Annotated in this window: 18 protein-coding genes; 8 read left to right on the plus strand and 10 right to left on the minus strand. The window is 39.1% G+C overall.

The features are described 5' to 3' along the window. Window positions 1–9: 9 nt before the first annotated feature. The 4 genes from AACZ87_RS05120 to AACZ87_RS05135 form a co-directional block, all read right to left on the minus strand. A complete protein-coding gene (locus tag AACZ87_RS05120) occupies window positions 10–609 on the minus strand; it encodes an OmpH family outer membrane protein (protein ID WP_339865507.1) in 600 nt (199 codons plus the stop codon). Window positions 610–707: 98 nt separating this feature from the next. Further along, entirely contained in the window at window positions 708–1,610 is a 903-nt protein-coding gene (locus tag AACZ87_RS05125; RefSeq protein ID WP_339865509.1) for a histone deacetylase, read from the minus strand. A 54-nt stretch (window positions 1,611–1,664) separates the two neighbouring features. Beyond that, entirely contained in the window at window positions 1,665–2,228 is a 564-nt protein-coding gene (locus tag AACZ87_RS05130; protein ID WP_339865511.1) for a hypothetical protein, read from the minus strand. 318 nt (window positions 2,229–2,546) lie between these two features. After that, window positions 2,547–2,912 (minus strand): phage holin family protein, encoded by a 366-nt coding sequence (locus tag AACZ87_RS05135; RefSeq protein WP_339865513.1) that lies wholly within the window; start codon window positions 2,910–2,912, stop codon window positions 2,547–2,549. Between the two features lie 145 nt (window positions 2,913–3,057). On the opposite strand from AACZ87_RS05135, the gene AACZ87_RS05140 reads away from it, so the two are divergent. Further along, on the plus strand, window positions 3,058–3,807 hold the full coding sequence (locus AACZ87_RS05140) for an acyl-CoA desaturase (protein ID WP_339865515.1): 750 nt from the start codon (window positions 3,058–3,060) through the stop codon (window positions 3,805–3,807). Between the two features lie 162 nt (window positions 3,808–3,969). Then, a complete protein-coding gene (locus tag AACZ87_RS05145; RefSeq protein ID WP_339865517.1) occupies window positions 3,970–4,299 on the plus strand; it encodes a BlaI/MecI/CopY family transcriptional regulator in 330 nt (109 codons plus the stop codon). Window positions 4,300–4,369: 70 nt separating this feature from the next. Here AACZ87_RS05145 and AACZ87_RS05150 read toward each other — a convergent pair whose 3' ends face one another. Further along, the gene (locus AACZ87_RS05150; protein WP_339865519.1) at window positions 4,370–7,603 is read right to left on the minus strand and encodes a S41 family peptidase; all 3,234 of its coding nucleotides are present in this window, start codon (window positions 7,601–7,603) and stop codon (window positions 4,370–4,372) included. Window positions 7,604–7,777: 174 nt separating this feature from the next. Here AACZ87_RS05150 and tyrS point away from each other — a divergent pair, with 174 nt between their 5' ends. The 3 genes from tyrS (at window position 7,778) to AACZ87_RS05165 (ending at window position 11,340) form a co-directional block, all read left to right on the plus strand. After that, complete coding sequence (gene tyrS / locus AACZ87_RS05155; protein ID WP_339865521.1) at window positions 7,778–9,070, plus strand: tyrosine--tRNA ligase; 1,293 nt, start codon at window positions 7,778–7,780, stop codon at window positions 9,068–9,070. A 147-nt stretch (window positions 9,071–9,217) separates the two neighbouring features. Then, entirely contained in the window at window positions 9,218–9,913 is a 696-nt protein-coding gene (locus AACZ87_RS05160; protein WP_339865523.1) for a TetR/AcrR family transcriptional regulator, read from the plus strand. A 2-nt stretch (window positions 9,914–9,915) separates the two neighbouring features. Continuing rightward, window positions 9,916–11,340 carry an amidohydrolase family protein gene (locus AACZ87_RS05165; RefSeq protein ID WP_339865524.1) on the plus strand — a complete coding sequence of 475 codons (1,425 nt, stop codon included), beginning with the start codon at window positions 9,916–9,918 and terminating at the stop codon, window positions 11,338–11,340. Between the two features lie 78 nt (window positions 11,341–11,418). Here the strand turns inward: AACZ87_RS05165 and AACZ87_RS05170 are convergent, their stop codons facing one another. Then, window positions 11,419–12,981: a peptide MFS transporter gene (locus AACZ87_RS05170; RefSeq protein WP_339865525.1), complete on the minus strand. Its 1,563-nt coding sequence runs from the start codon at window positions 12,979–12,981 to the stop codon at window positions 11,419–11,421. A 283-nt stretch (window positions 12,982–13,264) separates the two neighbouring features. On the opposite strand from AACZ87_RS05170, the gene pckA reads away from it, so the two are divergent. The 3 genes from pckA (at window position 13,265) to AACZ87_RS05185 (ending at window position 16,269) form a co-directional block, all read left to right on the plus strand. Beyond that, complete coding sequence (gene pckA / locus AACZ87_RS05175; RefSeq protein WP_339865527.1) at window positions 13,265–14,869, plus strand: phosphoenolpyruvate carboxykinase (ATP); 1,605 nt, start codon at window positions 13,265–13,267, stop codon at window positions 14,867–14,869. A gap of 228 nt (window positions 14,870–15,097) precedes the next feature. Continuing rightward, a complete protein-coding gene (locus tag AACZ87_RS05180; RefSeq protein ID WP_339865529.1) occupies window positions 15,098–15,535 on the plus strand; it encodes a peptidylprolyl isomerase in 438 nt (145 codons plus the stop codon). Window positions 15,536–15,663: 128 nt separating this feature from the next. After that, window positions 15,664–16,269 carry a hypothetical protein gene (locus AACZ87_RS05185; protein WP_339865530.1) on the plus strand — a complete coding sequence of 202 codons (606 nt, stop codon included), beginning with the start codon at window positions 15,664–15,666 and terminating at the stop codon, window positions 16,267–16,269. On the opposite strand, the gene AACZ87_RS05190 is transcribed toward AACZ87_RS05185, so the two are convergent. The 4 genes from AACZ87_RS05190 to AACZ87_RS05205 all read right to left on the minus strand — a co-directional run bounded on the left by AACZ87_RS05190 (window position 16,266) and on the right by AACZ87_RS05205 (window position 22,116). After that, on the minus strand, window positions 16,266–16,967 hold the full coding sequence (locus AACZ87_RS05190; protein ID WP_339865531.1) for an RNA methyltransferase: 702 nt from the start codon (window positions 16,965–16,967) through the stop codon (window positions 16,266–16,268). The two genes, AACZ87_RS05185 and AACZ87_RS05190, sit on opposite strands and share 4 nt — an antisense overlap. 16 nt (window positions 16,968–16,983) lie before the next feature. Further along, entirely contained in the window at window positions 16,984–19,608 is a 2,625-nt protein-coding gene (locus tag AACZ87_RS05195) for a DNA gyrase/topoisomerase IV subunit A (RefSeq protein WP_339865532.1), read from the minus strand. An 88-nt stretch (window positions 19,609–19,696) separates the two neighbouring features. Then, window positions 19,697–21,598, minus strand: a complete 1,902-nt coding sequence (locus AACZ87_RS05200; RefSeq protein ID WP_283411026.1) for a DNA topoisomerase IV subunit B — start codon at window positions 21,596–21,598, stop codon at window positions 19,697–19,699. 23 nt (window positions 21,599–21,621) lie between these two features. Next, entirely contained in the window at window positions 21,622–22,116 is a 495-nt protein-coding gene (locus AACZ87_RS05205) for a DNA topoisomerase IV (protein ID WP_283411027.1), read from the minus strand. Between the last annotated feature and the right edge of the window lie 43 nt (window positions 22,117–22,159).

Below are 22,159 nucleotides of genomic sequence, written 5' to 3' on the forward strand. Positions count from 1 at the left end.
TATTTCAGCTTATTTAGCTGTGTCTGCTGGAGCAGCAGTATATGCTTTATTCAATCCTTCGATTACTGATTCTGTAATATCCAAAGCGTCATTGCCATACCATACAGCACCACCTCTAGTGTAGCTAAGAACTAAAGTAAGATCATTTTCTTCTGCATACTTTTTCAGGTATTCCTGAACTCTATCGTACACATCGCTGTAAAGTGTCGCTTCATCAGCAGATAATTCCTGCATCAAATTATCACGGTATGTCATTAGATTTTGCTCTTTTTTTGCCAAATCTTCCTGCTTAGCTCTCTGCTGATTTACAGTCATGTTTCCACCAGTTTGTTGGAAATTCTGAACTTCCTGTTGGAATCCACTAGCTCTACCTTGAAGATCACCTTCAAATCTCTTTCCTTTTTCCGTTAGCTCTTCTGACTTGGTCTTGAAGTAATCATACTTGTTGATCACGCTATCTGTGTAAACAAAGGCAACATTCAAATCACCTTGTTTAAACTCTTTGGTAGCGCTTTCGCCAGCTGGAGTAGAAGTTGCAGCCTTATCGCAACCGTATAAAAGCACTGTAGCAAGGCTCAATGCACCGATTAGTTTTAGTCCTTTTTTCACTTTGTTGATGTTATTGATTACAAGGGCGCAAATATAAAGAAAGTATTGATTTTACAAGAATCGCACCTTGATCTATGGGGAATTATGAAGGAAGCAATTTAGAAATATTGCTCTTGCGCCAATCGATATACTTGAGTATGTGCATCCACAATCTTGGCAACATTTGGTGAATATCCTCCTCCCATGCAGCACATAATTGGGGATTTGAGTGACTTAGCAAGAGTTAAAACAATCAAATCCCGGTTTTTCACGCCAGTCTGCGTCAAACCTAATCTTCCTAATTTGTCACTCTCTAAAACATCAACTCCAGACTGATAAATAATGAAATCTGGAGTAAATACTTTTACTATGTATTCGAGTTGCGATTGGAGTATCCCTAGATACTCTTCGTCTCTGATTCGATCGGGAACTGGACAATCCAAATCAGAAACTTCTTTATGAATCGGATAATTCCTTGCTCCATGCATACTAAAAGTGAAAACATTTGGGTTACCCCTAAAAATACTAGCAGTCCCATTTCCTTGGTGAACATCTAAATCGATTACCAATACCTTCTTAGCTAATTGATTTTCAATTAAATAATTTGCCGTCACAGCAATATCATTTAACAAGCAAAAGCCCTCTCCTCTATCTGAAAAAGCATGATGGGTACCACCAGCAATGTTCATCGCAATACCAAATTCCAATGCAAAAATGGCTGCTTGAACGGAACCATGTAATATGGTGACTTCCCGATGTACTAGTTCCTTGGATAACGGAAACCCAGTAGCTCGTATTTCAGATTTAGATAAGTCTAATGTCTGAAGTTTATTCCAATATTCTGAGGAGTGTGTATTCAGAATCCACTTTTCATCGAGTGGAACAGGCTCGAAAAAATTCTCTTCCGTTACAATCCCCTCATAAAGCAACTGCTCAGGAAGAAGCTCATATTTCTCCATGGGAAACCTATGTCCATCAGGCAGAGGGTGTTTATAAATGGGTGAAAAGGCAATTTTTAGCATAAAAAAACGCTTGTTATTAGCAAGCGTAGTTGTTGAATTCTAGTTTGAATTGGATCAATCTTCTATATCTTCTTCTTCAGATTGAAATGCATACATGGTGTCATCCAGCTCTAGCGTATCGTCATTAAACTCCTTGATGAAATTAGCAATAACTTTCTCATCTATATGGTCAACATTCAGCCCAGCGTCTACTCCGATTCCGAAGTCATGTCGAGTATCTACATCGACAAACTCTTGGACCTTAACACTCTCCTCTTCTTCGATTTCCATGATAATCTCAGTAATAAACCATCCGATTTCCTCTTCTTCACTGGTCAACTGTTTTAAATTACCGTTTTCATCTTCTTCATAGGAAATACCTTTGAAATTCGGGAATTTCTGTGCTGCCTTATGCTCTGCCAATTCATATACCTCACTAGCATGGTGCAATCTGAGCGTGTATAGCGCAGCATCATATATTACCTCTTTTCCTTGGTACATACCAATAAAATAGAAGTTCACAAACTCTTCAGAGTTCTCTTCGTCAGGAATGATTTTGTATGGTTTTTTGAGCTTCTTAAGCTCGTCCTTTAGCTCTTCAATACGCTGAGGGTCAAAACCTGGATTTGAAAATGACATAGGTCAAAATTTAAAAGAATATATATTTTAAGTGATTAGCAGTTCAATAGTACTAAATCCTATAGTAATATAGTATCAAAATCTAATCGAAATTAATTAAAACAGCAAAGGCTGATAAATAATTTGTTAAAAAATTGTCTGATTCTTAGATTGATAATAGCTTGAATTTCAATAAGAAAGATGAATTTCAGCCTCCAAAGTGCATTTGTAGCCCGAATTTCTAACTAAAATTAAAAAGCGTGGAAGGCAGCAAATTGTTTGAAGAAATCAAAAAATTTAACAAAAAATATACTGAATATCAGACATTTAACTTTAAGCTTAATCAGATGGATTTAGATTGTTTCCAAAAAGAGAATTGATAATACTCAGTACAATGGCGAAAAGAACTGCCCACCAAAACCCGTCGACTTGAAAACCCGGTATAATTTGATCCGCAAGCATGATCATCAACGCATTGATTACAAGTAGAAAAAGCCCAAGTGTCACCACAGTAATGGGTAAAGTCAAAATCACTAAAAGGGGCTTAATAGTAATATTGATCAATATTATGACTGCAGCAAGTATGAATCCAGTCATAAAATTGTCAATGTGAATTCCTGATAAGAAATACTCAGCAATCAACACGGCAATCCCACCCAAAATAATTTTAACAAGGAAGTTTAAAGGTTTATTCGTCTTTTCCATAGAATTGAAATTAAGTAAATAGGCTTACTTTTCTTAAAAACCTGATAAATATCATCTCACAAAAATGGAATGGTTCAGGAAGGAAATTCGTTACTTACCCTAGGTTGCGTTATATTTGTAAGTCAAACTTTAAATCCTAAACCGAGTGATAATTATCCTTTTCTTCTTGATGCATTGGTACTTCTCCTTATTTTGCCAAAGCTTCTTCCTTCATAGGTACGCTGCCCACCAAATGTTCTACATGAATAAATACTGGGAAAAGTTCTTCTACTTTTTTACATGGATGTGGCAAGGGAGTTCATACTTATCTCCTAGGGCTTATGCGATTCTGCACAGAATGCACCATGCCTATAGTGACACCCCAAAAGATCCACACAGTCCTCATCACACTGAAAATTTGTTCACTATGATGTGGAAGACTAAAAATATCTACAACGAATACTTTTCATTTCGATTGAAGCCTGAAGAAAGGTTTTCGAAAGATATTCCTGATTGGAACAAATTTGACAAATTCGCAGATACCATGCTCGTAAGGGTGAGTTGGGGGTTATTGTACGTAGCTATCTATGTGTTATGTATCTCAGTTTTTGATTTGCCTGGCACCCATTGGTGGATGTATTTTCTACTTCCAATCCATTTTCTGATGGGACCTGTTCATGGTGCTATTGTTAACTGGAGTGGCCATAAATATGGCTACGCTAATTTTGACAATAATGATCATTCCAAAAACAGTTTGTTACTAGATGTGTTAATGCTAGGAGAACTGTTTCAAAATAACCATCATAAATTGCCTAATAGACCTAATTTTGCTGTGAAGTGGTATGAGTTTGATCCTACCTACCCTATAGTAAAATTGCTTCATATGACACGGATAATTAAGCTAAGACCTGCTTAAATTCATAGAATAAAAAGCAAGGGAATTAGTATGAACTTTAATTATTTTGGTACAAACGTCGATTCCTTTTAGTTAAAAAAAATTAAAAGTAAAGGTGGTTTTTTTTGCAATTGTGAAACTAAACGAATAATTTTCTAGCAATTAAAACTTAACGCCTTATTTATGAAACCATTAACAAGAGCCGAAGAGGAGATCATGCAGATCCTCTGGGAAATCGAAAGAGGATTTGTCAAAGACATCCTAACACCCATGGTAGACCCTAAGCCTGCTTACAACACTGTTTCCACGATTGTGAGAATTTTGGAACGAAAAGGATTTGTAAGCCACAAGTCTTACGGCAAAAGTCACGAGTACTTTCCGATAGTATCAAAAGATGAGTATCGTTCTTTCATTATTAAAAAGATGTTGGATGGCTATTTCGAAAATTCTTTCGGAAAGCTTACCGACTTTTTCAAAAATGATGAAACTCTGAATACTAAGTCTTATCAGTAATTATTATTGAAAAAGTGAATAAAAAACCTGGTAGCAATACCAGGTTTTTTTATGTTTTAGATTTTCTATCCTAATCAACTTCTTTTAATAATTCTTCTACTGCCTTTTCCAATTGTTGATCCACACCTTGATCAATTTTTCCAGGCATATTTTTCACAATAAACTGCGGTCGGGTTTCATTATTTTCAAGCCACTCTCCTGCTTTGTTTTTCGCAGAAATAGGAACTGCCCCCCAACGTGATCCGTCCGGCAATCCTTCCCATCCTGCAAAAGAACAAGTACCTGGTGTAGGCATTCCAACCGTCTTACCAATATTCAAATCAGTATAGCCGCATGCAAAACAATGACCGTCCGAATAATTGGCTTCATTGAACATCGCAAGTGTAGGCTTAGTCCAACGAGCAGTAGGCTCATACCCTACCGCCCTAGCTTCGGTAGCATAGGTTAAAAACTTTTCTCCAGTAAAAAACATAGCTAAATCTGCTACCAAATCTCCGCCACCGTTAAATCTGGTATCTACTACTACTGCTTCTCTATCGTGATACTTTCCCATCATTTCTTCATAGACATTTCTATACGGGCCATCACTCATCCCTGGAATATGCACATACCCAAGCTTGCCTCCTGATAAGCTATCCACCTCTGCTTGATTCATTTTGACCCAACGCTTATACAGCAACTGATTCTCTGCTCTCAGAGAAATAGGTTTGATTGTTAGTTGCTTTCTTGAGTTAGTCTCAGGATTCAAAAGTTCAATCAACGTGAATGTGTCAGCTTTTCGATTCAAATACTTAGCAAGGTCAGTTTCAGCAGTTAGTTCAATCCCATCGATTTTCTCGATAATCATCCCCTTTTTGATATCCAGATCGGCTTTATCCAATGGTCCACCAGCAATTACCTCTGTGATTTTGATCCCATCATCTTCAAAATCATAATCCCAAAAAACACCAAGAGATGCCGTGGCATCAGCCATATCTATCGATCGAGAATATCGAGAGCCAGCATGTGACACATTCAACTCACCAATCATCTCAGAGATCATCTCAGAAAATTCGTAGCTGTTACCAATGGAAGGAAGGTATTTTTCATAATTAACTTTTGCTGCATCCCAATCGACTCCATGCATGTCTGGCGTATAGAATATCCCTTTGGTACGCATCCACACGTGCTCAAACATATAGGCCATTTCTGCTTCCTTGTCATAGGTCATCTCCCCAGAAATTTTAATAGCCTCTTTCTTCATTCCCTCTGGATTGATCTTGGAAATCGTTCCATTACTAAGTAGGTAAAAGTTTTTCTGCTCCTTATCCCATATTAAGCTAGCAGAATTGGCATCAAGACTAATCTCTTGCTTCGTTTCTTTTGTCCTGAGATTGGTACTCCATAGGTTCATTCCTTTCTCGAATGCTGCCAAGTAATACAGTTTTTCTCCATCCTTTGACAAGACAGCGTCTCCCAAAGAAGAAGAATGTATGGTCAATTTAGCTTTGCGTTCCTCGATCCCATCCCAATCAAACTTCAGGTCTTCAACCTTCTTTTCTTTTTCCTTCTCGTCCTTAGCTTTATCGTCCTTTTCCTCTTTCTTATTCGCTTTTTCGATTTCCTTCATCAAGTCAAAATCCTCCTTGGACATGCTGAATTTATCCCAGGCAGCCTCGTCGAAAAATAATGTGTAAACATCATTTTGGCTTTGCCCACTTGTAGCATAGCTTTTTAATCCGTCTCTGTTGGAGAACCAAAGCATTTGCTTGCCCTCATTCACCCACATTGGATTGTCATCACCGTAACCGCTATTCGTTAGATTTCTCTTTTTTTGCTTTCCAGTTGCATCCAATAAGACAACTTCTGAGTTTGCCATCGTAGGTCTATGCGTAGCCAAAAGCCATTTACTATCAGGCGCCCAAGTAAAGTATTGATCACCATCCCGCATATGAAATAGTTCATCAGGAGTCATCAATGTCACACTAGTATTCGTAGCCAAATCAAGAACTTTCAACGTTCTTCTTCCTTCTACGTAAGCCAATTTTTTTCCATCAGGCGAAAACTTAGGTAGATATGCATCAGACTCCACACTCACCAGAGGCTTCTCCTCAAGCAATGTAGAGGCAAAAAAGAATGGCTCCTCTGCTCTTACTTTTGAAGATTGGTAAATTTGCCATTTCCCATTTCTTTCACTGGCATAAACCAGGGATTTACCATCAGGAGCAAATTCCACGAATCTCTCTTGCTCAGGAGTATTAGTGATTCTCTTCGTCAAAGAACCATCTACAGAAGTCACAAAAACCTCACCTCTGGCTACAAAAGCTATTTCTTTTCCATCAGGAGAAATGGACATTTCCCGTACACCACCATTTATAGAAATGTAATTATCGGAATTAGAGATCGCCTGAGTCTGGATAGATACTGCGACTTTCTTTGGAGTTTCACCTTTGCGCAGCGTATAAAGTTCTCCATCGTATCCAAAACTCATCAATCCATCATCTGAAATACTTAGAAAGCGAACAGGAAAATCCTCAAGTGAAGTTAGCGCTTCAGTTTGAGTTGGATTAGAAACATTCATGGAAAAAACATTGAAGCTCCCATTTGTTTCACTCAAGTAATAAATCTCTGATTCGTCAGGAGAGAAAACTGGATTTCTGTCTTCTCCATAGAAAGTGGTAAGCATCTCATGCGTATTGGTTTTGACATCATACAACCATATATCCCGTGCAATTCCGGATTGATGATGCTTTCTCCATTCATTCTCGCCTCCTTTTTTATCGTGATAAAGCATTTTGCTCCCATCCTTACTGACGGACACGTATTCTGCAGGAATTGTAAATACCTGATCCACTCTACCACCATTTTTTGGGACAGAATATAGCTCAGGCTGTGATCCAGTAGGATATTGTCTATGAGCTGCTATATCCATCCGTTGACTTCCAAAAATAACCGATTGATCATCCGCTGAGAATTCAAAAGGTTGTTCATCATTGGAGTGAAAAGTAAGCCTAGTGGCAGGACCACCTTCGGGGCTCATCGCAAATATGTCAAAGTTGCCATAGCGATCTGAAGCGAAAGCCAAGGTTTTTCCATCTCTACTCCATACAGCTTGGTAATCATGGGCCTCATGAAAAGTAATCTGTCTTGCGGCCCCGCCAGCACTAGGAACTATGTACAAATCACCTTTGAACGTAAACACAATCTGACTACCATCAGGTGAAATAGCCGGATATCTCATCCATTGGGGTGAATTCTGAGCCAAAGTGCTGTGGCCAAATAAGCAACTCAAAAGAATTGCAAAAATCTTAAGTCTAGTAGTCATATGGTTGGGATTTGGCTATTAAAGTAATCAAAATCGCAAATTTTATTTGAGGACATTTTTTGATCGGTACTTTTCCCGGCTATAGGCATTAAAAATACTTCAAAGGATTACAGGTTTGCTTCATTCCTTAGGCTGACAAGACTATATTTGCACCTCGAAAAATCAACTCATTAGATGAATTCATTCATAGAAGAATTACGCTGGAGAGGCATGCTCCAGGACATGACTCCCGATATTGAAGAACACCTTACTAAAGGAATGACTTCTGCCTATCTAGGATTTGATCCGACGGCAGATTCTCTACATATTGGTCACCTGGTCGGAGTGATGACCCTACTACACTTCCAGCGAGCTGGGCACAAGCCATTTGCTTTGGTTGGAGGTGCAACTGGGATGATTGGTGATCCTTCTTTCAAGTCGGCAGAACGTAATCTTTTAGACAAAGCCACTCTGGATCACAATATCTCTTGTATTCAGGATCAATTAGCCAAATTTCTTGATTTTGCTGGTGCTACTTCAAATAAAGCCGAGCTGGTCAATAACTACGATTGGATGTCCAAATTTAGCTTTTTGGACTTTATCAGGGATATCGGCAAGCACATCACAGTGAACTACATGATGTCCAAAGACTCTGTTAAAAGACGTCTGGAAGATGGAAATGGACTTTCTTTTACCGAATTCACCTATCAGCTGATTCAGGGATACGATTTTTATCATTTGTGGAAAAATGAAAATTGCTCTATTCAACTAGGTGGTTCTGACCAATGGGGAAATATCGTAACAGGTACAGAATTGATCAGAAGAATGGGCGGAGGATCTGCCTATGCGCTGACTGTTCCTTTGATCACCAAAGCTGACGGATCGAAATTCGGTAAAACGGAGGGTGGTTCTGTTTGGCTGGATCCAGAGAAAACTTCTCCTTATGCATTCTATCAGTTTTGGCTAAATGTATCTGATGCAGACGCTTCCAAATACATCAGGATTTTCACCATTTTGGATCAGGAAACCATTGTAAAACTTGAAGCTGAGCATGCGGAAGCTCCTCACCTCCGTGTATTACAAAAGGAGATCGCTAAGCAAATCACCACGATGGTTCACGGCGAATCTGAATTAGAAATGGCAGTGAAAGCTTCTGATATCCTCTTCGGTAAATCTTCAACTGATGACTTAGCAGCTTTGAATGAACGTACTTTCTTGCAAGTATTTGATGGAGTGCCACAAGTTCAGGTTAGCAAATCTGACTATTCAGAATTAACGTCGATTTTAGATCTTTTCGGAGAAATTACTCAAGGAGTTGTTTTCGCCTCCAAAGGTGAAGCCCGAAAGATGATTCAAGGTGGGGGAGTTAGTATCAACAAAGAAAAACTCTCTGATCCAAATGCTGACATAAATTTGACTCTTCTTCAAAACAAATACCTTTTGGTACAAAAAGGTAAGAAAAATTATTACATCGTAGAAGTGAAGTAAGTCTATGATAATCACTATAGAAAAGGCCTTAGGATTATCCTAAAGCCTTTTTTTATGAGATTATTCTAAATTATAAAGAATTAAAATCCATTTTTTGACCCAAGTTTAATATCTTTGAATTCGATTTTTAGAAAATGAATATACCCCATGGCAGGAGATAAAAATAAAGAAAAACTCATTTTAGATTCGGCAGTTTCACTTTTCACTTCCAAAGGCTATTTGGCTACTCGAATGGAAGATGTAGCTAAAACAGCTGGAATAAGTAAAGGCCTCACCTATTTCTATTACAAGAACAAAGAGGATCTTTTTATGGCGCTGACTAAAAAAGCCTTTGACCAATTCAAGGATGAATTCCGGGATGTATACCGATCCAAAGGAAAGTCTGGCTTGGAAATGCTAAGTGAACTTTTGGTGAAAATCGTTGTCTTTGCGAAAGCAAATCAGGTCTATTACGATGCCATTCTTAATTTCCTGGATCTTCTGAAGAAGTACAATAATCCAGAAACCCGTAAGCTGATTGATCCCAAAACACTGGAATCTTCACACTTTCAAAAGCTTTTGGAAATTCATCATGAGCCAGCCAAAATCGGAATCATGATGGTGAGCCAAGGTATCAAAGACGGTAGTATTCGTGCAGAATTACAGCCTGAAATCACCTTCTACACAGTTTGGAGCATGATTATAGGCTATGAAAAAATGCTTGGTCCCATAGAATATGAAGGCAAAGACCTTAAAATTCATTCTGGGAATTGGGAGCCTGGATTTCTGCGATTGATGCAGGAAATGCTCAAAGGCACAATCCAAGCAACGAAAAAGACAACTGTCCAAGGAAGCCTTTTCTGAACATGAAAATAGGAAATCTTCTATTGGCTGGACTGATCATTTCAGGATGCCAATCAAAAACGAACGTCGATCTTGTCATCAAGAACGCAACCATATTAAATATCGAAGCAGGTTCTCAAATTGAGAACCGCTTTGTTTTTATAGCAGCTGACAGTATTGTTGAGGTTGGTGATGAGTCACTTATGGAGAAATATAGTGCACTTGAAGATGTCGATGCAGCAGGGAGATTTCTTATGCCAGGATTATGGGACAACCATGTGCATTTTGGCGGAGCTGAATACATAGACGAAAATGAACAGCTCTTACCTCTGTACCTGGCATTTGGGGTGACCACTGTTCGTGATGCTGCTGGAGACATAAGTTTGGAAGTACTTAAATGGCGCGATGAGATCAATAATGGTCAGCGAATTGGACCTAAAATCCTGACTTCGGGACCTAAGCTGGAAGGGATTGAATCTATTTGGCCAGGTGATCTGGAAGTAGGGACTGAAGAAGAACTTGATGCCGCGCTTGACTCTCTGGATAAATTGAATATTGACTTTGTCAAAATCACAGACAACACACTAAAACCAGCACTTTTTCTAAAAGCGGTAGAAAAGGCTACAGCTAGAGGATATAGCGTTTCCGGGCATATTCCAGCAGCATTGACACTGGGTCAGGTTTCCAAGGCTGGGCAAAAAACCGTCGAACATTTGTCCTATATGATGAGGGCTACTACGCCTTTGGAAGCCGAAATATCCAACGGCAGGGCAAGTGGAAAACTTTCAGGATCGGAAGCAGCAGCACTTCAAGCAGATACATATAGCGATTCCGTTGCCTTTGCCAATTTCCAGCAACTTGCAAAGCAAGGAACAGGTGTTGTCCCTACTATTTTGATCAGTTATAATATCGCCTATTTGGATGAAAATGATTTTACCAGTGATACTATTCTCAATTATTTGGGACCAAAACTGAAAGAAAGTTATCAGTGGAGAATTGAAAAAATGGCCGGGGAATCTCCTGAAGTTACCCAATCTAGAAAAGAAAATTTCAAGAAAGTCTCATCCCTCCTACCAATGATCCAAAAATCTGGGATGAAAATCATTGCCGGCACAGACGCCGGATATTTGAATACCTATGATTTTCCAGGGCTAGCCATTCATCTAGAATTACAAAAGTTCGTGGAGTTTGGACTGACTCCTCAGGAAGCATTAGTCGCCTCAGTTATCAATGGTCCAGGTTACTTTGGAATAACCGACTATGAAACCGTAGAAGCTGGAAAGAAGGCAAACCTGATTTTATTGAATAAGAACCCGCTGGAAGATATTTCTGCTACTTTAAGCATTCAGGATGTAATCAAGGATGGAAAAGTTTACACCCGTGAAAAGCTTGATACAATGTTGAATCAGATCAAGATTTGGGTGAGTGAAAAAGAGAGTAAGGAGTAAATCTAACAAGCTCTAAAAGCAAAAGAGGCTATCATAATTGACAGCCTCTTTTGCTTTTACACCTTTTGAAAGAATTACTTAATGTACCTCTCCCATCATTTTTCTAATCATAGGTCTCAGGATGAATAGAAGCGCAGCAGAACCTATTACTGTATATACGATAAGCAAGTACTGATCAGGCATTTGTGCTAAAGCTTCTTCGGTACCACCACTAGCTTCACCTGCAATTAGACCTGCAAACAGATTTCCCAGTGCAATCGACAAAAACCAAATACCCATCATTTGACCACCATATCCTTGTGGTGCCAGTTTGGTTACCAAACTCAATCCCACAGGTGACAAGCTCAGCTCGCCAAATGTGTGGAGCATATAGGTAAGCAAAAGCCAAGTTGGCGCAGCTAGATCACCTGAAGCAGCAATTTTAGTAGCGAAATACATGACAAAAAAACCAATTCCTAAAAACACAAGGCCAAAGGTAAATTTCATTGGAGAACTTGGCTCCAGGTTTCTTCTTCCCAACCACACCCAAAGTGCTCCAAAAATAGGGGCAAAAATGATGATGAATAGAGAATTTACAGACTGGAAATAGCTGGTTGGAATTTTCCAGCCCATAATTGTTCTGTCAGTAAATCGCTCAGCAAACAAATTCAAAGTAGATCCTGCTTGCTCAAAACCTGACCAGAACATAGCAGAGAATAAGAATAAAATCGCAATGACTCCTACTTTGTTTTTATCAGCTTTATTTAATCCACCGAATACAATCACATAGCCTAAATAACTGAAAGCAACAATTGCAATGACTGTTCCTGAAGCTCCTGCAATAGCAGAAGCATCTACAGGAACTAAACCCATCAATAAAATTCCAATAACTGCTACTAAACCAAAACCTACATAGGTAACGATAGATTTTAGCTTTTTCTGATTTGAAATTTCTTCCGGAGAAACCACTACCGGTGGATCGCCAAGTCCTGCTAGAAGTCTACCTGATAGCCTATATTGGATTAGACCAAATACCATCCCCAAACCAGCAAGACCAAAGCCCAAATGCATATCATAAGTGGCTAGGGTACCGCAGGCAATAGGAGCAATAAAACCTCCGATATTAATACCCATATAGAAAATAGAGAAACCGGCGTCACGTTTAGAGCTTCCTTTTGGATAGAGTTGCCCCACGATTGAGCTAATATTTGGCTTCAAAAGGCCAGTTCCTAAAACGATTAGAATCAATCCCAAAAAGAAAGATGTCGTATCCAAAGCACTTAGCTCAGGCTTGATCGAATGATCACCAGTGATCAAAGCCATGATACCAGGAAGAGCCATTGTAAAGTGACCTATTGCAATGATTATCCCTCCATACCAAACGGATTTTTTCAGACCAAAAAGCCTATCTGCAAGCCATCCGCCTGGCAAAGCCAACAAATAAACCCCCATGGTATACAGACCATAAATTGCTCCGGAAGTCTGATCATCAAAGCCTAAGCCACCTTCTGCTATAGCCATTGTCATGAAAAGTATGAGCAAAGCTCTCATTCCGTAATAGCTAAAGCGCTCCCACATTTCTGTAAAGAAGAGCGTCATTAAGCCTTTGGGATGGCCAAAAATAGTAGGGCCGTCAAATTCTGGAGTAAGTTGTTTTTTCAAGGATAGTTTTATTTGGGTGAATTCAATTTTACAATGATAAACCTTTTTAGGGCTTGTTTCCAAAGTTAAAGCCGCTGAATTATAGCCCGCTGCTTAAATTTTACACAATTGGAAAAGAGCTATAACATACCATGACCAACGCCTTGAAAATCTAACAAAATAAACATCTGTTTTTTCAATGCAACCGATTGTATTTAAAAATAAAGCACTTTTTATTGTTTTTTATAACCTGTAATTCAGTAGTTTTGTACAGACAATTTTCAGATTGTAAACCCAAATATTTATGCAGGAACTAGATCTGGCAACCCAGACTTCTCACCTGGCTTTTCTGAGCCCTACTGCTTTCAGAAAAGTTCATTTCAATCTTCCACCAGCGAAACTGGTGGAATTTGCTTTAGCGCGAAATGAGGGAAACCTCACATCCACAGGCGCTTTAATGGCCGATACCGGCAAATTCACTGGTAGATCACCAAAGGACCGCTACATTGTCCTAGATGATAAGACCAGAGATTCAGTCTGGTGGGGAGACATTAACATCCCTTTTGATTCCGAGAAATTCACTTTGCTTTTAGAAAAAATGAAAGCATTTCTTGCGGACAAGGAGCTTTTCGTCAGAGATGCTTATGCCGGAGCTGATGAAAACCATCGACTCAAATTGAAGGTAATTAACACCAAAGCATGGCACAATCTATTCTGCCACAATATGTTCCTCAGGCCTTCTGAGGATGAATTAATGAACTTCGAGCATGACTTCACCATCATTTGCGCGCCAGAATTCGAAGCCAATCCTCACACTGATGGTACCAAAAGTTCAAATTTTGCTATTCTAAATTTAACAGAACGCATCATTTTGATCGGAGGTACTGGGTATGCTGGAGAAATGAAAAAAGGAATTTTCTCTATTCTAAACTTCATACTTCCCCACGACAAGCATATTCTTTCTATGCACTGCTCCGCAAATGTGGGTTCTAATGGTGATACAGCTATTTTCTTCGGGCTATCAGGCACAGGCAAAACTACGCTTTCTGCAGATCCAAATAGGAGTTTAATTGGTGATGATGAACATGGCTGGACGGAAGATGGCATATTCAACTTCGAAGGTGGTTGCTATGCAAAGGTCATAGATCTAACTCGAGAAAAAGAACCTGAAATCTGGGATGCAATTAGATTTGGAGCGATAGTAGAAAATACGAGATTTAAAGGTAATTCTAGAGAGGTGGATTTTGCAGATAGCTCTGTAACTGAAAACACCAGAACCGCCTACCCTATTGATTTTATTCCTAATGCAGTGAATCCCTCAAAAGGTGGCATTCCCAAAAACATATTTTTCTTGACAGCTGATGCATTTGGCGTGATCCCTCCCATATCCAAACTGAATAAAAGTCAGGCTATGTATCATTTCATTTCTGGCTATACGGCCAAAGTTGCCGGCACAGAAATGGGCATCACTGAACCCAAACTGACATTTTCAGCTTGTTTCGGTGCTGCATTCCTTCCACTTCATCCAACTAAGTATGCTACTTTATTTGGTGAAAAAATCGAGAAATATGAGACGAATGTTTGGCTGATCAATACCGGTTGGACCGGTGGACCATATGCAGTTGGCTCGCGAATGAAATTAGCTTACACACGCGCCATGATATCGGCGGCATTGGAAGGGAAATTAGAGCAAGTTCATTACAAAAAGCATCAGGTCTTCGGTTTTGATATACCGCAAGAATGTCCAAATGTACCTTCTCATCTACTTAATCCTAGGCTAACTTGGTCCGATCCTATCGCGTATGATCTACAAGCCAAACAACTAGCGACAGCTTTTAAGGAGAATTTTGAAAAGTTTAAAGACTATGCTTCAGCGGATATTATGATTGGAGCTCCAATCTGTGAATAAAAAATAAGTATAGTAGAAGGTTATTAATCATGCTGAAATGTCGAATTAACCTTTGATTAACAAGGAGTTAAAATTATAAAACCTCCAGTCAACTTTAAAATGTAGTGTTGAATAGAGATCAAAATGTTTTGGTGTATAGATTTTGTGACAAAATATAATGTAAATATTATATTTTTGCCCAGCTTAAAAGATAGACTCCTGATAGGAACTTAACGAAAACCTGATAAAATGAAGACAGCTGAATTGATTACTGAAAAAGGCACAATGAAAGTGGAGTTTTATGATAAAGACGCTCCAATAGCGGTTCAAAATTTCATTGACCTTGCTAACAAAGGATTTTATGATGGATTAACTTTCCACAGAGTAATACCAAATTTTGTGATTCAAGGTGGCTGTCCTAAAGGAAATGGTACCGGTGGCCCTGGATACCACATCAAATGTGAACTAGACGGAGAAAATCAATACCATGATCGTGGGGTACTTTCTATGGCTCATGCAGGTAGAAATACCGGAGGATCTCAGTTTTTCATCTGTCATAGCCGTGATAATACTGCTCATTTGGACAGAAATCACACTTGTTTTGGTAAAGTAGTGGAAGGCTTGGATATCATAGATGAGATCAAAGCTGGAGACAAAATCGAAAAGATCGTAGTTTCTGAATCTTAATTCAGCATTTTCATACCTGCAAATGCCCTCATTAGCATCAAGCTTTTGGGGGCATTTTTTTGCTTTTCCTATAATACTTAAAGGTTGGAATAGTTATTGAATAAGGGTCATTTCTTTTGAAATAGTCTATGAAAACACGCTTTACCCTCCTGATCCTAATTTTCTTCTCCTCACTTTCTATCGCCCAAGCTCAACGCTATGGAACAGCCGTTGGACTCAGGTTTGGTAACAGCAATCAGTTCAGAACTGTAGGATTAACCGCACAACAGCGAATCACAAAGAGGCTTACAATTGAAGCGATACTCCAGTCAGACTTTAAGCTTAATACAACCTTGTCCGCTTTGATGGAGAAACATCATCCTATTATTTCGAAGCGATTTAATTATTACTACGGAGTAGGTGCATCATTAGGGGTTGAGGAAAGCTTCGTAAAAGACTCGGAGACTATGCAAATTCTACACACCTACGGCAATACTACAGCTGGGGTTGATTTGATTGGAGGATTGGAACTCACCGTATTGAATACGGCTATTTCTATTGATTACAAACCCAACATCAACCTAGTTGGGCGTGAAGAATTCTACCGAGGACAAGTCGGTATCTCTGCACGGATGGTTTTGGTGAAAAGTAAAGAGCAGAAAAAAAAGCAGCGGCAGCGCCAAAAGGCAAAAAACAAGTCTCAAAAAGTACCGTTGAATGAGCAAATCAACTCAATCTTTCAAAAGAAGAATTAAGCTTCTTTCGCCTTTAAATAGGCTTTCTCGTGAATATCAGGTCTTTTTACCACGGATCTATACCACTTCATCCGAAGAATCTGCTTCTCTTCTTCTGTAAGGTAAAAATCCGAATGGTTGTACTTCTCTACTTTTTTCACCAACTCATATAAAGAAATTGAAGCGGCTACGGAGATATTGAAACTCTCTGTAAAACCCAGCATTGGTATGTGCACCAAACCATCGACACTCTCCTGAACCTCTGGACTAATTCCATCATGTTCATTACCAAAAACTAGGGCAATCTTCTCATCTGGTTCTAAGTCATGAATTGAAATAGAGCCAGGTAATGGACTAGTTCCATAGATTTTATAGCCTTTATCTCTAAGATTGGAAAAACAATCTTGCACCGCTGAGCCTTCCTTATTGTGATATTTGTGCAAATCAATCCATTGGGAGGCTCCTCGTGTAACAAAAGGATTGACTTTATAGACATTTACCTTTTCGATGACATGGACGTCCTGAATACCAAAACAATCACAAGTGCGCAAGACAGCACTTGCATTATGAGGTTTAAAAATATCTTCCAAAACAACAGTCATGAACCGCGTTCGTTGTGCAAGCACTTTTTCCATCACTGATTTCTTATTATCAGTGATGTATTGGCTGATATAATCCAACCAACCTTGGTCTATAGATTCTAAGTTGCTTTTTTCCATTCAAAAAATAGCGGAGTTAAAACAGTCCCAACTGTTCCTCATCATCTTTTTTCACTGAGAGATCAATAGTAGACCCTACTTCCAAATCATCGTCTTGGTCTGATTCATCATCCTCAGCCTCTGATTCAGTTTCTTTAGATGCTTCAGGTTTCACTGACTCTATTAAGCTCAAGTCTTTCACCTCATAGGTGCTCAATTTATTTCCTAAAGCTTTCCATCCTTTGATATCTATCAGCATATCCAAGTCATATTCCATGACTTCTTCTTCTTTGCCTTTAATCAAAGTGACGCGAACCTGGGGTTGTTTTTCCGAAGAAACCAGCTTCAGGTATGAATTCTTGTGATCAGAAATGAAATTGAAATTCTTATTCAGAGTCGTTGTTTCAATCTGGAATCTCTTTATATAATAACTTTTACTTCCGCCATCAAAGTATATGGCTGACAGAACCTTATCTGGATTAAATTTCTCAATAAGAATCACGTTTGGCGCATCATAGCGATTGGTAGTTTCGAAGCTGGTAAGTTCATAATCACCACTTTTGTAACAAACCAGAATTCTATCATCACCTAAGAAATTCCCTATTAATTTCCCACGTTCATCCGTATTCAATCTTCCTACAATTGGATCGTAGTAAATATTCAATCCTCCCAAAGTAGAGACACCTTCCATCTTCAGTTGAATCTTTCGAATCGGGTGTCTGGTCAAAATATTCCCTCCGGCTCCTCTGCCTTTGATGTCAATAGAAGCAAAATCGAAATCAAACACCTTTACTCTGGCTTTGGCTCCCTGAGTGAGATAGATGGTTATAATCTCCGCCTCACCATTTGCATTGGCTGTCAAATAAAGGGTTTTGCTGCCTTTTGACCCCTTTGTAAGCATGTATTCTTTATCCCGTGTGACGGCAAGTACTTGGAATCGTTTCACCATAGCGCGGCCAGTACCTCCATCTAGGTAGATGAAATTGTACACCATTCGCTCATCACCTTTCCTAAATACAGCTACATGCAGAATGTCTTTCCCCATGAAATTCTTCTCTTGGATCTTGGACACCATGCACACACCGTCTTTGCGAATGACAATGATATCATCCAAATCAGAACAATCACACACGAACTCGTCCTTCTTAAGACCGTAGCCCACAAATCCATCTGCACGATTTACATATAATTTTGCATTGCTTGCCGCAACCACATTTGCCTGAATGGCATCAAAAGTCCTGATTTCAGTTTTACGCTCTCGCCCTTTACCATATTTGGCCAATAGGTTTTCGTAGTAAGCAATAGCATAGTCTGTCAGGTGTCTTAAGTGGTGATTTACCTCTTTCAGCTCATCCTGAAGCCTTTTCATCAACTCATCCGCCTTGAATGTATCAAATTTGGAAATACGTTTGATCTTAATCTCCGTCAATCGAACCAAGTCGTCTGTAGTGATTTCCCTATAGAAATCAGGTTTGTAAGGATCTAAGCCTTGATCAATTGCTTTTAAGACATCATCCCAAGTTGTACACTCTTCTATGTCCCGGTAGATTCTATTCTCAATGAATATTTTTTCGAGTGAGGAGAAAAGTAACTTCTCCATCAATTCACCTTTGCGGATTTCTAATTCGCGCTTGAGCAGCGCTCTGGTTTGCTTGGTATTATATTCAAGAATCTCATTTACTGTCAGGAAAACAGGCGTGTCCTTGATGATCACACAAGCATTCGGCGATATAGAAACTTCACAATCTGTGAATGCATACAAGGCATCAATAGTCACATCAGGCGAAACTCCAGGTGCCAATTGAATCGCGATCTCTACATCCTTAGCAGTGTTATCAACTACTTTCTTGATTTTTATCTTGCCCTTATCATTAGCTTTAAGGATAGAATCAATCAGAGAATCTGTAGTCACACCAAATGGTATATCCTTAATTAATAAGGTTTTACTATCTTCCTCTTCAATTCTTGCTCTAACTTTTACTTTACCACCTCGAAGCCCTTCATTGTACTCTGAGAAATCCGCAAACCCTCCTGTGATAAAGTCTGGAAGCACGTTTGTTTTATTTCCTTTGAGAATCTCAATGGAAGCTAAAATTAACTCACAGAAATTGTGAGGAAGGATCTTCGTAGAAAGCCCTACTGCGATTCCTTCTACTCCTTGTGCAAGTAAAAGTGGGAATTTAACTGGTAGTGTGACTGGTTCACGCTTTCTGCCATCATAAGAAAGTTGCCACTCGGTAGTCTGGGCATTAAACAATACTTCCAGTGCAAATTTCGATAGCCTAGCTTCAATATATCTGGCAGCTGCAGCTCGATCGCCTGTTCGGACATCACCCCAGTTTCCCTGAGTTTCAATCAACAATTCCTTTTGACCCATGTTGACTATAGCATCTCCAATAGAAGCATCACCGTGTGGGTGAAACTGCATGGATTGACCGATGATATTAGCGACTTTATTAAATCGACCATCATCCATTTCCTTCATTGCGTGCAAAATTCTTCTCTGCACAGGTTTCAATCCATCCTCGATAGCCGGAACAGCTCTTTCTAGAATTACATAAGATGCATAATCCAGAAACCATTCCTTGTACATTCCAGTCACTGGGACTGAAGTGTGCAGGGATTCATCTCCGTTCGTAGGTAAATTGTTTTCTTCACTCATATTGTCGTACAGTATCTACAAAGTTGAAAGGTTCACACCCCTTCAAATCAAAATCATTTCTTGTGATCCCACTTTAGCTAATTGTTAGCTAAGCTGCTTCATTATCTTCTTCCGGCTCATCTGCTTTTTTAGGATCTTCAAGCGCCAAATCCTTCTCAATCTTTAAGTTTTTGATAATGAAGTTCTGGCGGTTAGGGGTGTTTTTACCCATGTAGAAAGTAAGCAAATCAACAATCTTGGTCTCCTTATTCAGAATGATTGGTTCCAAGCGAATGTCTTCACCTATAAAACCTCCAAATTCCTCTGGAGAAATCTCTCCCAACCCTTTAAATCGGGTGATTTCAGGCTTATTTCCAAGTTTATGAATCGCGCGTTGTCTTTCTTCGTCAGTATAGCAATAGATGGTTTCCTTCTTATTTCTCACTCGGAAAAGCGGCGTTTCCAAAATGAATAAATGTCCATTTTTCACCAAATCAGGGAAAAATTGCAAGAAATAAGTCATGATCAGCAAGCGAATATGCATACCATCGACATCGGCATCTGTTGCTATTACAATCTTTCTATATCGAAGGTTTTCAATTCCATCTTCTATATTCAAAGCATGTTGTAGAAGGTTGAATTCCTCATTCTCATACACCACTTTCTTAGTCATCCCAAAACAATTCAAAGGCTTTCCTCGCAGGGAAAAAACTGCCTGAGTCTGCACATCACGGGATTTGGTAATAGATCCTGAAGCAGAGTCACCTTCCGTAAGGAAAAGCATAGTATTCGCCTTCACATCATCATTTGCCTTAGGATCGTCGTAGTGCACTCGGCAATCCCTTAGTTTTTTATTATGAAGATTGGCCTTTTTAGCACGCTCATTTGCTAATTTTTTAATTCCGGAAATCTCCTTACGCTCCCGCTCTGACTGTAAAATTCTCTTCAAAAGAGCATCCGCAACAGCAGGATTTTTATGAAGGTAATTATCCAGTTCGGTTTTTAAGAAATCGTTGATAAACGTTCGCACAGTTGGTCCATCTGGTCCTACCGATTGAGATCCTAGTTTGGTTTTAGTCTGGGATTCGAAAACAGGCTCCTGAACTCGAATAGAAATTGCAGCTACGACACTTTGGCGAATGTCAGAAGCATCGTAATCTTTCTTAAAGAATTCTCTTACAGTCTTTACAACCGCCTCTCTGAATGCTGCCAAGTGAGTTCCACCTTGAGTTGTATATTGCCCATTTACGAAGGAATAGTACTCCTCCCCATACTGATTAGAGTGCGTGAGTGCCATTTCTATGTCATTCCCTTTCAGGTGAATGATTGGATAGCGCTGGCTTTCCTCGTCTATTTTATTAGAAAGAAGATCGAAAAGTCCTCGATCTGAAAAGTACTTCTTACCATTATAATTGATCGTGAGACCGGCATTTAGATAAGCATAATTCCAGATTTGGTTTTCCAAGTATTCAGGAATGAAATGATAGTTTTTAAAAATCCCTCCATCAGGAGAAAAAACCACTTTGGTACCATTTCGATCTGAGGACTTAATTATTGGTGCATCATTGACCAAAATTCCCTTTTCGAATTCAGCAACTTTGGTTTCGCCTTCGCGGTAAGCCTGTACTTTGAAAAAATCGGAAAGTGCGTTCACAGCTTTTGTACCCACCCCATTAAGTCCTACTGACTTTTGAAAGGCACCAGAATCATATTTTCCACCTGTATTTATTTTGGACACACAATCGATGACTTTACCAAGAGGAATCCCACGGCCATAATCACGGACTTCCACTTTATGGTCAGAGATTTTGACATCAATAGTTCTTCCGTAGCCCATCATGTGTTCATCGATGGAATTATCCAAAACTTCTTTTACCAATACATAGATCCCATCATCCTGAGCGCTTCCGTCTCCCAATTTACCGATATACATACCCGGTCTTAGTCGGATATGTTCCCTCCAATCCAGGGATTTTATACTGTCTTCTGTGTATTTTACTTCTCCAGCCATAGTTTAATTGATGCTTATTCTGCTCAAGAATTATTTTTAACCTGATTGAATTTCCCTACTAGAATACCAAACAAACCTAACACCCATAGCACAAAAAGGCCTGGAATGAGGTAGAAAAAGAAATTAAATTGACTTGCTGCTATTACTTCCTGATTATTGATGGCATGGGTATAAAATATCAACATTGCTAAGCTCATATTTAGAATTCCACCAAAGGAATAAAACCAAGCCAAATAGTAATCCCGAAACTTATCACCAATAGGAAAAATGCGTATCAATCCTTTGTGGTTTTTGGTTTCAAGCAGTTTTGGAGGCAACAGGACAAACACATTCATAATAATAAATATGGCAATCATTCCATAGAAAAATGTGCCCTTACTTAGCTTTTCCGGCGATAATCCATTTTCATCGTAATTATAGCTGACATTTTCTGGTAACGCAGAGTAGAAATAAAGCAAAAAGAAAATGAAGAGGGTAACACTAAGGAAATAAAAGGCTTTTCCGAATCGGTAATACATAATTGAGGGGAATTGAATGTGCTAATATAAAGGATTTGAGCAA

Source organism: uncultured Algoriphagus sp., assembly GCF_963974365.1.
In the GTDB taxonomy this organism is placed as follows: domain Bacteria; phylum Bacteroidota; class Bacteroidia; order Cytophagales; family Cyclobacteriaceae; genus Algoriphagus.

Coding starts and splice junctions, on each gene's coding strand:
- AACZ87_RS05125 (WP_339865509.1), bottom strand. CDS start 1,610: ATGCTAAAAATTGCCTTTTCACCCATTTATAAACACCCTCTGCCTGAT.
- AACZ87_RS05130 (WP_339865511.1), bottom strand. CDS start 2,228: ATGTCATTTTCAAATCCAGGTTTTGACCCTCAGCGTATTGAAGAGCTA.
- AACZ87_RS05135 (WP_339865513.1), bottom strand. CDS start 2,912: ATGGAAAAGACGAATAAACCTTTAAACTTCCTTGTTAAAATTATTTTG.
- AACZ87_RS05145 (WP_339865517.1), top strand. CDS start 3,970: ATGAAACCATTAACAAGAGCCGAAGAGGAGATCATGCAGATCCTCTGG.
- AACZ87_RS05150 (WP_339865519.1), bottom strand. CDS start 7,603: ATGACTACTAGACTTAAGATTTTTGCAATTCTTTTGAGTTGCTTATTT.
- tyrS (WP_339865521.1), top strand. CDS start 7,778: ATGAATTCATTCATAGAAGAATTACGCTGGAGAGGCATGCTCCAGGAC.
- AACZ87_RS05160 (WP_339865523.1), top strand. CDS start 9,218: ATGGCAGGAGATAAAAATAAAGAAAAACTCATTTTAGATTCGGCAGTT.
- AACZ87_RS05165 (WP_339865524.1), top strand. CDS start 9,916: ATGAAAATAGGAAATCTTCTATTGGCTGGACTGATCATTTCAGGATGC.
- pckA (WP_339865527.1), top strand. CDS start 13,265: ATGCAGGAACTAGATCTGGCAACCCAGACTTCTCACCTGGCTTTTCTG.
- AACZ87_RS05180 (WP_339865529.1), top strand. CDS start 15,098: ATGAAGACAGCTGAATTGATTACTGAAAAAGGCACAATGAAAGTGGAG.
- AACZ87_RS05185 (WP_339865530.1), top strand. CDS start 15,664: ATGAAAACACGCTTTACCCTCCTGATCCTAATTTTCTTCTCCTCACTT.
- AACZ87_RS05190 (WP_339865531.1), bottom strand. CDS start 16,967: ATGGAAAAAAGCAACTTAGAATCTATAGACCAAGGTTGGTTGGATTAT.
- AACZ87_RS05195 (WP_339865532.1), bottom strand. CDS start 19,608: ATGAGTGAAGAAAACAATTTACCTACGAACGGAGATGAATCCCTGCAC.
- AACZ87_RS05200 (WP_283411026.1), bottom strand. CDS start 21,598: ATGGCTGGAGAAGTAAAATACACAGAAGACAGTATAAAATCCCTGGAT.
- AACZ87_RS05205 (WP_283411027.1), bottom strand. CDS start 22,116: ATGTATTACCGATTCGGAAAAGCCTTTTATTTCCTTAGTGTTACCCTC.